The sequence below is a fragment of the Pseudomonas sp. SWRI51 genome (genome assembly GCF_014268825.1).
Lineage (GTDB): Bacteria > Pseudomonadota > Gammaproteobacteria > Pseudomonadales > Pseudomonadaceae > Aquipseudomonas > Aquipseudomonas farsensis.
The window spans coordinates 1-10,369 of the sequence record NZ_JABWRG010000138.1 but is presented as its reverse complement, the minus strand read 5'-3'; the positions used below and the strand labels follow the sequence as shown (position 1 = coordinate 10,369).

The 10,369-nt window shown below is 63.7% G+C and carries 10 protein-coding genes; 7 read left to right on the top strand and 3 right to left on the bottom strand.

The genetic code is table 11. The features are described from left to right. Positions 1–131: 131 nt before the first annotated feature. Positions 132–806, bottom strand: a complete 675-nt coding sequence (rpiA, locus tag HU720_RS23030; RefSeq protein ID WP_186523282.1) for a ribose-5-phosphate isomerase RpiA — start codon at positions 804–806, stop codon at positions 132–134. 135 nt (positions 807–941) lie between these two features. Between rpiA and ilvA the strand changes: the two genes are divergently transcribed. After that, complete coding sequence (ilvA, locus tag HU720_RS23025; RefSeq protein WP_186523280.1) at positions 942–2,456, top strand: threonine ammonia-lyase, biosynthetic; 1,515 nt, start codon at positions 942–944, stop codon at positions 2,454–2,456. Between the two features lie 116 nt (positions 2,457–2,572). Next, entirely contained in the window at positions 2,573–2,998 is a 426-nt protein-coding gene (locus HU720_RS23020; RefSeq protein ID WP_186523278.1) for a DUF2269 family protein, read from the top strand. 13 nt (positions 2,999–3,011) lie between these two features. Here HU720_RS23020 and HU720_RS23015 read toward each other — a convergent pair whose 3' ends face one another. Continuing rightward, a complete protein-coding gene (locus HU720_RS23015; protein WP_186523276.1) occupies positions 3,012–3,668 on the bottom strand; it encodes an HAD family hydrolase in 657 nt (218 codons plus the stop codon). A 141-nt stretch (positions 3,669–3,809) separates the two neighbouring features. Between HU720_RS23015 and HU720_RS23010 the strand changes: the two genes are divergently transcribed. Beyond that, the gene (locus HU720_RS23010; RefSeq protein ID WP_028688498.1) at positions 3,810–4,289 is read left to right on the top strand and encodes an RNA pyrophosphohydrolase; all 480 of its coding nucleotides are present in this window, start codon (positions 3,810–3,812) and stop codon (positions 4,287–4,289) included. 22 nt (positions 4,290–4,311) lie between these two features. Further along, positions 4,312–6,591 carry a phosphoenolpyruvate--protein phosphotransferase gene (gene ptsP / locus HU720_RS23005; RefSeq protein WP_186523274.1) on the top strand — a complete coding sequence of 760 codons (2,280 nt, stop codon included), beginning with the start codon at positions 4,312–4,314 and terminating at the stop codon, positions 6,589–6,591. A gap of 108 nt (positions 6,592–6,699) precedes the next feature. On the opposite strand, the gene HU720_RS23000 is transcribed toward ptsP, so the two are convergent. Then, the gene (locus HU720_RS23000) at positions 6,700–7,446 is read right to left on the bottom strand and encodes an NRDE family protein (protein WP_186523273.1); all 747 of its coding nucleotides are present in this window, start codon (positions 7,444–7,446) and stop codon (positions 6,700–6,702) included. Between the two features lie 119 nt (positions 7,447–7,565). Here HU720_RS23000 and HU720_RS22995 point away from each other — a divergent pair, with 119 nt between their 5' ends. Genes HU720_RS22995 through HU720_RS22985 form a run of 3 tightly spaced genes read left to right on the top strand, consistent with a single transcriptional unit; the run spans position 7,566 to position 10,194 of the window. Then, complete coding sequence (locus HU720_RS22995) at positions 7,566–8,348, top strand: sulfite exporter TauE/SafE family protein (protein WP_186523271.1); 783 nt, start codon at positions 7,566–7,568, stop codon at positions 8,346–8,348. A 16-nt stretch (positions 8,349–8,364) separates the two neighbouring features. Beyond that, a complete protein-coding gene (gene lgt, locus HU720_RS22990) occupies positions 8,365–9,174 on the top strand; it encodes a prolipoprotein diacylglyceryl transferase (protein WP_186523269.1) in 810 nt (269 codons plus the stop codon). A 48-nt stretch (positions 9,175–9,222) separates the two neighbouring features. After that, complete coding sequence (locus tag HU720_RS22985; protein WP_186523268.1) at positions 9,223–10,194, top strand: thymidylate synthase; 972 nt, start codon at positions 9,223–9,225, stop codon at positions 10,192–10,194. The last annotated feature ends 175 nt before the right edge of the window (positions 10,195–10,369 follow it).

Below are 10,369 nucleotides of genomic sequence, written 5' to 3'. Positions count from 1 at the left end.
GGGCTGCGCAGCAGCCCTGAAACCCCAGGGGCTGCTGCGCAGCCCAACGCGGGACAAGCCCGCTCGCCACAAAGGAGCTCTCCAGCCTGCGATGAGGCCAATGCAGGCTGGCCGGTTCACCTGCAAAGGCCTCACTCGGCCTTGAGGGTCTTCACGCCTTCAGCAGTACCCAGCAACAGCACATCAGCCGGGCGAGCGGCGAACAGGCCATTGGTTACCACGCCAACGATGGCGTTGATCTGGGTTTCCAGCTCGACCGGGTTGGTGATCTGCAGGTTGTAGACATCCAGGATCACGTTGCCGTTGTCGGTCACCACACCCTCGCGGTAAACCGGGTCGCCGCCCAGCTTGACCAGCTGGCGCGCCACGTGGCTGCGGGCCATGGGGATGACCTCGACCGGCAGCGGGAAGGCGCCCAGCACCGGTACCAGCTTGCTGCCATCGGCGATGCAGATGAACGTCTTGGCCACGGCCGCGACGATTTTCTCGCGGGTCAGGGCCGCGCCACCGCCTTTGATCAGGTTCAGGTGCGCGTCGCTCTCGTCGGCGCCATCGACATAGAACTCAAGCTCACTGACGCTGTTCAGCTCATACACCGCAATGCCATGGCCCTTCAGGCGCTGTGCAGTGGCCTCGGAGCTGGCGACGGCGCCGTCGAAGGCGTTCTTGTGCTGCGCCAGGGCGTCGATGAAGAAGTTGGCGGTAGAACCGGTGCCAACGCCTACGACGCTTTTTTCATCCAGCTTTGGGAGGATGAGGTCGACAGCGGCCTGGGCGACGGCCTGTTTGAGTTGATCCTGGGTCATGCGGGCTCCGGGAAGGGGCAGGGCGGGTTTCAAAGTTGCCTAGTATAACGGCTCGCACGGCTTTGCTGTGGTCGCCCGACGTGGCGCTGCGGTAGACTCGCAGCCCTTGTCCCGCGGCCCAGTGATGCTTTCCCGATGCTCGAACAGTACGTCAAGAAGATCCTCACCTCGCGCGTCTACGACGTAGCCGTCGAAACCCCGCTGCACAGCGCCGGGCAATTGAGCAAGCGCCTGGGCAACAGCGTGCTGCTAAAGCGCGAGGACCTGCAGCCAGTGTTCTCGTTCAAGATCCGCGGGGCCTACAACAAGCTGGCGCAACTGACCGCCGAAGAGCTGGCGCGGGGCGTGGTGACCGCATCCGCCGGCAACCATGCGCAAGGCCTGGCCTTGGCGGCGCGCGAGCTTGGCATCAAAGCCACCATCGTGATGCCCAAGACCACCCCGGAAATCAAGATTGAAGGCGTGCGTTCGCGCGGCGGCAAGGTTGTACTGCACGGCGACTCGTTCCCCGAGGCGCTGGCGTACTCGCTGAAACTGGTCGATGAAAAAGGCTTCGTCTATATCCACCCCTACGATGACCCGCACACCATTGCCGGCCAAGGCACCGTGGCCATGGAGATCTTGCGCCAGCACCCAGGCCGCCTGGACGCGATCTTCGTGCCGGTGGGCGGTGGCGGGCTGATTGCCGGCATTGCCGCCTACGTCAAGTACCTGCGCCCGGAAATCAAGGTCATCGGCGTCGAGCCCGACGACTCCAACTGCCTGCAAGCTGCCATGGCAGCAGGCGAGCGTGTGGTGCTGCCGCAGGTCGGGCTGTTTGCCGATGGCGTGGCAGTGGCGCAGATCGGCCAGCATACCTTCGATATCTGCCGCCACCATGTCGACGAAGTGATCACTGTCAGCACCGACGAAATCTGCGCAGCTATCAAGGATATCTACGACGATACCCGCTCGATCACCGAACCTGCCGGCGCATTGGGCGTGGCGGGCATCAAGAAGTACGTCGAGCTCAAAGGCGTCACCGGCCAGACCCTGGTGGCCATCGATTCTGGCGCCAACGTCAACTTCGACCGCCTGCGCCATGTCGCCGAGCGTGCCGAACTGGGCGAAAAGCGTGAAGCCATCATCGCCGTGACCATCCCCGAGCGCCCGGGCAGCTTCAAGGCCTTCTGCGAGGCCATCGGCAAGCGCCAGATCACCGAATTCAACTACCGCAAGCACACCTCTGACGAGGCGCACATCTTCGTCGGTGTGCAGACTCACCCGGAAACCGACCCACGGGCCATGCTGGTACAGCATTTGACCGAGCAAGGCTTCCCGGTGGTCGACCTGACCGACAACGAGCTGGCCAAGCTGCACATCCGCCATATGGTCGGCGGCCATTCGGCGCGGGCCCATGACGAAATCGTGCTGCGCTTCGAATTCCCCGAGCGGCCCGGTGCACTGTTCAACTTCCTCAACAAGCTGGGCGGGCGCTGGAACATCTCGATGTTCCATTACCGCAACCATGGCGCGGCGGATGGCCGCGTAGTGGCAGGCTTGCAGGTGCCCGAAGAAGAACGCCACCTGGTGCCGGAGGCATTGGCCAAGATTGGCTACCCGTATTGGGATGAAACCGAGAACCCGGCTTACCGGCTATTCTTGGGCTGACGACGCCATCGCGGGGCAAGCCCGCTCCCACAAAAGCGCTTTCATGCATCTTGTGGGAGCGGGCTTGCCCCGCGATGCAGCACACGCGTACTGGCCCATATCAAGGACATTCTGCGATGGAACACCTGACCACCCTCAAGACCCTGCATGTCCTCGCCACCGCGCTGTTGTTGCTCAGCGCCCTGGGCCTGGCCGTCTGGACCCTGCGTGCCCGCCGCCAGGGCGATGCCGAGGCCTACGCCAAGCTGTTGCGCCGCCCGCTGCTGTTCGTCTGGCTGCTGATGGGGGTGTGCCTGGTGAGCATGCCGTTCACCGGCTGGTGGCTGGTGCACCTGGTCGGCTGGCCGCTGGGGCAAACCTGGGTATTGGCCTCAAGCGTCATCTACACCGTCGGCGCGCTGGCCGTGTGGTGGCTGCTGGTGCGCCTGAACCGGCTGCGCAAGGGCGAGGGTGCAGGGCTGCGCCTGACCCTCGCGCTGGCGCTGTTCTGCGGCGTGTGCTTCCTGTCGATTGCTGGGCTGATGGGCGCCAAGCCGGTCTAGCCGCACGCTGCGCTCAGTCCCTGAGCGAAATCACCGGCCAGCCGCGTTTTTCGGCTTCGGCCTGCAGGTTCGGGTCGGGGTCGACGGCCACCGCGTGGGTGACCTGCTCCAGCAGCGGCAGGTCGTTCATCGAGTCGCTATAGAAGTAGCTGTCTTCAAGCGTAAAGCCGTTCTCCAGCATCCATCGCGCCAGGCGCGTCACCTTGCCTTCACGGAAACACGGTATATCGGTACTGCGCCCGGTGTAGCGGCCGCCCTGCATTTCGCATTCGGTGGCCAGCAGCACCTGCACACCCAGGCGCCGGGCGATGGGCGCGGTGACGAAGCGGTTGGTGGCGGTGATGATCACCAGCTGATCGCCGGCATTGCGGTGCTGCTGCAGTAGCGCCATGGCCTTGGGCAACATGATCGGCTCGATGCAGTCACGCATGAACTCGGCGTGCCACTGGTCCAGCTGGGCAGGCTCGGTGGCGGCGAGGATCTCCATGGAGAAGGCCAGGTAGGCCTGCAGGTCCAGGGTGCCGTTGAGGTAGTCCTGGTAAAAGGCATCGTTGCGCGCCTTGTAGGCGATCGGGTCAAGAATGCCCCGTTCGCACAGGTAGTCGCCCCAGGCGTGGTCGCTGTCGCCGCCGAGGAGGGTATTGTCCAGGTCGAATAAAGCCAGGCGCATCGCTAGTTCTCGCAAAAGCTTCCGGGAAAGCCCCGCAGAATACGGAGTTTTCACCTTGCTGCACATAAGCTTGCGGGCGCGTTGCTGCGCTCGCAGGCTTTGTGGAACAATGCGGCGACATGCGTTTGCGAGGTTGCTGCCGTGATCGACCCGGATGGTTTTCGCCCCAATGTCGGGATCATTCTCACGAATGATGCCGGGCAGGTGCTATGGGCTCGCCGGATCAACCAGGATGCCTGGCAGTTTCCACAGGGTGGCATCAACCCTGACGAAACGCCGGAAGACGCCTTGTACCGCGAGCTGAACGAAGAAGTCGGCCTGGAACGCCAGGACGTGGAAATACTTGCCTGCACCCGTGGCTGGTTGCGTTATCGTTTACCCCAACGTCTGGTGCGTACCCATAGCCAGCCGTTGTGTATCGGCCAAAAACAGAAGTGGTTCCTGCTGCGCCTGGTTAGCAACGAGCAACGGGTGCGCATGGACCTCACCGGCAAACCGGAATTCGACGGCTGGCGCTGGGTCAGCTACTGGTATCCGTTGGGCCAGGTGGTGACATTCAAGCGCGAGGTTTACCGTCGCGCCCTGAAAGAGCTAGCCCCGCGCCTGTTGACGCGCGACTGACCACGGAGTCCGACCCCGAGCCATGCTCAATACGCTGCGCAAGATCGTCCAGGAAGTGAACTCCGCCAAAGATCTCAAGACGGCGTTGGGTATCATTGTCTTGCGCGTCAAGGAAGCCATGGGCAGCCAGGTCTGCTCGGTCTACCTGCTCGATCCTGAGAGCAACCGCTTCGTGCTGATGGCCTCCGAAGGCCTCAACAAGCGCTCCATCGGCAAGGTCAGCATGGCCCCCAACGAGGGCCTGGTGGGCCTGGTGGGTACCCGTGAAGAGCCGCTGAACCTGGAAAACGCCGCCGATCACCCGCGATATCGCTACTTTGCCGAAACCGGCGAAGAGCGCTACGCGTCGTTCCTCGGTGCGCCGATCATCCACCACCGCCGCGTGGTTGGGGTACTGGTCATCCAGCAGAAGGAGCGCCGCCAGTTCGATGAGGGCGAAGAAGCCTTCCTGGTGACCATGAGCGCCCAGCTTGCCGGGGTTATCGCGCACGCCGAGGCCACCGGCTCCATTCGCGGCCTGGGCCGCCAGGGCAAGGGTATCCAGGAAGCGCGCTTCGTCGGTGTGCCTGGCTCGCCGGGTGCTGCGGTCGGTCGGGCGGTGGTCATGCTGCCGCCGGCGGACCTCGAAGTGGTGCCGGACAAGACCGTCGAAGACATCGACAACGAACTCAAGCTTTTCAACAACGCCCTCGAAGGCGTGCGCGCCGACATGCGCAAGCTGTCGGCCAAGCTGGCCACGCAGTTGCGCCCTGAAGAGCGTGCGCTGTTCGACGTCTACCTGATGATGCTCGAAGACGCAGCCCTGGGCGGCGAAGTGGTCGCCGTGATCAAGACCGGCCAGTGGGCCCAGGGTGCGTTGCGCCAGGTGGTGGGCGAGCACGTCAGCCGTTTCGAGCTGATGGACGACGATTACCTGCGCGAGCGCGCCTCCGACGTCAAGGACCTCGGTCGGCGCCTGCTGGCCTATCTGCAAGAAGCCCGCTCGCAGTCGCTGGTGTACCAGGACAACACCATTCTGGTCAGCGAAGAGCTCACCCCGGCGATGCTTGGCGAAGTGCCAGAAGGCAAGCTGGTAGGCCTGGTTTCGGTGCTCGGTTCGGGTAACTCGCACGTTGCGATCCTGGCCCGGGCCATGGGCATCCCCACGGTCATGGGCCTGGTCGACCTGCCGTATTCGAAGGTCGACGGCATCGAACTGATCGTTGACGGCTACAAGGGCGAAGTGTTCACCAACCCAGGCGATGTGCTGCGCAAGCAGTACCGCGAAGTGGTCGAGGAAGAGCGCCAACTGGCTCAGGGGCTGGACGCGCTGCGCGAACTGCCGTGCATTACCCCGGATGGCCACCGCATGCCGCTGTGGGTCAACACCGGCCTGCTCGCCGATGTTGCCCGTGCCCAGCAGCGCGGCGCCGAGGGTGTGGGCCTTTACCGCACCGAAGTGCCGTTCATGATCAACCAGCGTTTCCCCAGCGAGAAGGAACAGCTGGCGATCTACCGCGAGCAGTTGCAGGCGTTCCACCCGCTGCCGGTGACCATGCGTACCCTCGACATTGGCGGTGACAAGGCCCTGTCGTACTTCCCGATCAAGGAAGAAAACCCGTTTCTGGGCTGGCGCGGCATTCGCGTCACCCTCGACCACCCGGAAATCTTCCTGGTGCAGACCCGCGCCATGCTCAAGGCCAGCGAAGGGCTGAACAACCTGCGCATCCTGCTGCCGATGATCTCGGGCATTCACGAGCTGGAAGAGGCGCTGCACCTTATCCACCGCGCCTGGGGCGAGGTGCGTGACGAGGGCACCGACGTGCCGATGCCGCCGGTTGGCGTGATGGTGGAAATCCCGGCAGCGGTGTACCAGACCAAAGAGCTGGCGCGGCAGGTGGACTTCCTGTCCGTGGGCTCCAACGACCTGACCCAGTACCTGCTGGCGGTGGACCGCAACAACCCGCGTGTCGCCGACCTGTACGACTACCTGCACCCGGCGGTGCTGCAGGCGCTCAGCCACGTGGTGCGCGATGCCCACGGCGAGGGCAAGCCTGTGAGTATCTGCGGCGAAATGGCCGGTGACCCCGCTGCGGCGATCCTGCTGATGGCCATGGGCTTTGACAGCCTGTCGATGAACGCCACCAACTTGCCGAAGGTGAAGTGGATGTTGCGCCAGGTGAACATGAGCAAGGCGAAGGAGCTGCTGGTCGACGCCCTGAGCCACGACAACCCGCAACTTATCCACAGCTCGCTGCAACTGGCGCTGAAGAACCTGGGGCTGGCGCGGATGATCGGGCCTGGGGCCAACAAGACCCTCTGAAGCCTGCGCTGGCCTCTCGCGGGGCAAGCCCGCTCCCACAAGGCCACACCAGGCTTGGTGGGAGCGGGCTTGCCCCGCGAAGAGGCCGGCCCAACCAGCGTCAATGGCTCAGGCCAACACCTCAACCTCCCCCAGGCGCCCGCCAAACGGCCCAAAGCTGCGCTCCACCATGCGCCGCTGCCCGTTGTTATCCACAATCAGCACCGTACTCGCCCGAGTCCCGTAGCTCTGGCTGGCAATAAAAACACTCGACAGCAACTGCTCGGTCGCCAGCCCCACACCCGTCTGTGGCAACTCGCTGTCGGCAGCCGGCGCCGCGTCGGCCAGCAATGCCAGCAACTGCTGCGGTTCAGGCCGCTGCTCCAGCCGTTGCAGCCCCGCCCGCGCTTTTACCAGCTTCGGCCATGGCGTATCCAGCTCAGCGTTGGACAACCCATACACCCCTTCATCGAGCATGCGCGGCTGTGCTTGGCGGGCATTCAGATACCCCAACTGCGTGCCGTCGCCGACCAGCAGGTTGAAACCCGAATACTCCCCGCCCCGGCTGGCCACGTGCTGCAGATAAGCCTCAACACCCCGTTCACCCTGCAGAAAACCTGCCACCAACTCCCCCCGCGAACGCAGCCCCAGCGGCTGCCCTGGGTCGCGAATATTGGTCAGCGCCGCAAAGCGCCCCTGCGGGCCGATGCCCAGCCAGGTGCCGCCGGCCTCCAGGTCGCGCCCGGCATACACCCCCGGCGCATCCTCCCAGGCGCCCAGCGCCTGGGTGGGGCGGGCATAGAACTCGTCGCGGTTGGCTGCGACGATCAGCGGGCGGGCTGTCCCCGGCCGCCAGGCGAATACGATCAGGCACATAACTAGCCTCTTGGATTTTCAGCCACTGTCCCGGCCAGGCATCAGCTGACACAGAGTTCACTAGAGCCCCAGGCGCGGCTTCCGTTACCATGCCGCATTGTTTTCCACTGGGGCCACGAATGGAATTCGTACTCTACCTGCTGTTGGGTGCCTGCGCCGGCGTACTGGCCGGGCTATTCGGCGTGGGCGGTGGGATCATTATCGTGCCGGTGCTGGTGTTCAGTTTCACCTTGCAGGGCTTCGAGCCCTCGGTGCTCACCCACCTGGCCGTCGGCACTTCGCTGGCAACCATCGTCTTCACCTCGGTCAACGCTGTACGCGAACACCAGCGCAGAGGTGCCGTGCAATGGCCGGTGTTCGCCTGGATGACCGTGGGTATCCTGCTCGGGGCCTTGGTCGGGGCCAAGACCGCCTCGTTGATCCAGGGCCCGCTGCTGCAAAAAATCATCGGCGTGTTTGCCCTGTTGGTTTCCGCGCAAATGGCCCTGGACCTCAAGCCCAAGGCCAGCCGCGGCATCCCTGGCAAGCCGGCGCTTGCCGCAGCCGGTGGTGTCATCGGTTGGGCTTCGGCGATTTTCGGCATTGGTGGCGGCTCGCTCACTGTCCCGTTTCTGACCTGGCGCAGCCTGCCGATGCAGCAGGCGGTGGCAACCTCGTCCGCCTGCGGCTTGCCGATTGCCGTGGCCAGCGCCCTTGGCTTCATCTGGCTGGGCTGGCATGAGCCGCAATTGCCGCCGCACAGCTTCGGCTTTGTGTACTTGCCGGCGCTGCTCGGCATTGCCGTGACCAGCATGTTTTTCGCACGCTTTGGCGCGCGCCTGGCGCACAAGCTGTCGCCACGGGTGCTCAAGCGTCTGTTTGCCGCGCTGTTGTTCAGCGTCGGCCTGAGTTTTCTGATTTGAACCAAGAGGAATAACCATGCTGCCTTACCCGCAGATCGACCCCGTGGCCGTGGCCCTCGGGCCGCTGAAAATCCACTGGTACGGCCTGATGTACCTGATCGGCATCGGCGGCGCCTGGCTGCTGGCCTCGCGCCGGTTGAAGCGCTTCGACCCCACCTGGAGCCGCGAAAAACTCTCCGACCTGGTGTTCTGGCTGTCGATGGGGGTGATCGTCGGCGGGCGCCTGGGCTATGTGCTGTTCTACGACTTGCACCAGTACCTGGCTAACCCGACGCTGATCTTCGAGGTCTGGAAGGGCGGCATGTCGTTCCACGGCGGTTTCATCGGCGTCATGCTGGCAGCGCTGTGGTTCGGCAAGCGCAACAACAAGTCGTTCTTCGAACTGATGGACTTCGTTGCGCCCTTGGTGCCGATTGGCCTGGGCGCCGGGCGTATCGGCAACTTCATCAACGCCGAGCTGTGGGGCAAGGCCACCGATGTGCCATGGGCCATGGTGTTCCCACCCTTCAGCGACCCGGCGCAACTGCCGCGTCACCCGTCGCAGCTGTACCAGTTCGCCCTCGAAGGTGTGGCATTATTCGCCATCCTCTGGCTGTACTCGCGCAAGCCGCGCCCGACCATGGCCGTATCCGGCATGTTCGCGCTGTTCTATGGCATTTTCCGCTTCATCGTGGAATTCGTGCGGGTACCCGATGCCCAGCTGGGTTATATCGCGTTCGGCTGGCTGACCATGGGGCAGTTGCTCTGCGTGCCGATGATCGTCGGCGGGCTCTTCCTGATCTGGTTGGCCTACACCCGTAAACCCACGGCCAAAGCCGTCGTTTGATTCCCACGGCAGGGGCGACCCCTCTGCCGTGCTTGCTACAGGAATGCCATGAAACAGTATCTAGACCTGGTCCGTGACGTCATCGAAAACGGCACGCTGCAGGAAAACCGCACCGGTATCCGCACCATCAGCCTGCCGGGTGCCATGCTGCGTTTCGACCTGCAAAAAGGCTTCCCTGCCGTTACCACCCGCAAGCTGGCGTTCAAGTCGGCGATTGGCGAAATGGTCGGGTTTCTGCGGGGTGTGAGAAACGCCGGGCAGTTCCGTGACCTGGGTTGCAAGGTCTGGGACCAGAACGCCAACGAGAACGCCCAGTGGCTGGCCAACCCGTTCCGCCAGGGCCATGACGACCTTGGCGAAATCTACGGCGTGCAGTGGCGCCAGTGGCCGGGGTACAAGCGCATCGCGCTGAACAACCCCGCTGCGATCGAAATGGCCGAAAAGGCCGGCTTCCGGCAGATTGCCCAGGACGAAGAAGACGGCCAGGCGTTCGTCATTCTGTACAAGGCCATCGACCAGGTGCGCCAGTGCCTGGACACCATTGCCAATGATCCGGGCAGCCGGCGCATTCTGTTCCACGGCTGGAACTGCGCTCAGCTCGACGAGATGGCGCTGCCGCCGTGCCACCTGCTGTACCAGTTCCACCCCAATGTCGAGACCAAGGAAATCTCCCTGACGCTCTACATCCGCTCCAACGACCTGGGCCTTGGCACGCCGTTCAACCTCACCGAAGGCGCGGCGTTGCTGTCGCTGTTCGGCCGCCTGACCGGCTACACCCCGCGCTGGTTCACCTACTTCATCGGCGATGCCCATGTGTACGAGAACCATCTGGACATGCTCAACGAGCAGATGAAGCGCGAGCCGCTGCCGGCGCCGAAGTTCGTGATCAGCGACCGTGTACCGGCGTTTGCCGATACCGGGGTGTACGCGCCTGAGTGGCTTGAGCAGATCGAGCCGAGCGATTTCTGGCTGGAAGGCTACGAGCATCATGCGCCACTGACTGCGCCGATGGCGGTCTGATCGTTCTTCGCAGGCTTGTGGCGGCCTCATCGCAGGCCCTGCTCAACCGCAACATTGCTGGTTGGACCCAATCCTGTGGGATAGATCGTTGTGGCGAGCGGGCTTGTCCCGCGATGTTTTCAGGCGTCAATGCCCATGGCTGCGCCCCACATGGGAATGCTCGACGTCCGGCAGC

Coding starts and splice junctions, on each gene's coding strand:
- HU720_RS22985 (WP_186523268.1), top strand. CDS start 9,223: ATGAAACAGTATCTAGACCTGGTCCGTGACGTCATCGAAAACGGCACG.
- HU720_RS23015 (WP_186523276.1), bottom strand. CDS start 3,668: ATGCGCCTGGCTTTATTCGACCTGGACAATACCCTCCTCGGCGGCGAC.
- HU720_RS23000 (WP_186523273.1), bottom strand. CDS start 7,446: ATGTGCCTGATCGTATTCGCCTGGCGGCCGGGGACAGCCCGCCCGCTG.
- lgt (WP_186523269.1), top strand. CDS start 8,365: ATGCTGCCTTACCCGCAGATCGACCCCGTGGCCGTGGCCCTCGGGCCG.
- HU720_RS22995 (WP_186523271.1), top strand. CDS start 7,566: ATGGAATTCGTACTCTACCTGCTGTTGGGTGCCTGCGCCGGCGTACTG.
- ptsP (WP_186523274.1), top strand. CDS start 4,312: ATGCTCAATACGCTGCGCAAGATCGTCCAGGAAGTGAACTCCGCCAAA.
- ilvA (WP_186523280.1), top strand. CDS start 942: ATGCTCGAACAGTACGTCAAGAAGATCCTCACCTCGCGCGTCTACGAC.
- rpiA (WP_186523282.1), bottom strand. CDS start 806: ATGACCCAGGATCAACTCAAACAGGCCGTCGCCCAGGCCGCTGTCGAC.
- HU720_RS23020 (WP_186523278.1), top strand. CDS start 2,573: ATGGAACACCTGACCACCCTCAAGACCCTGCATGTCCTCGCCACCGCG.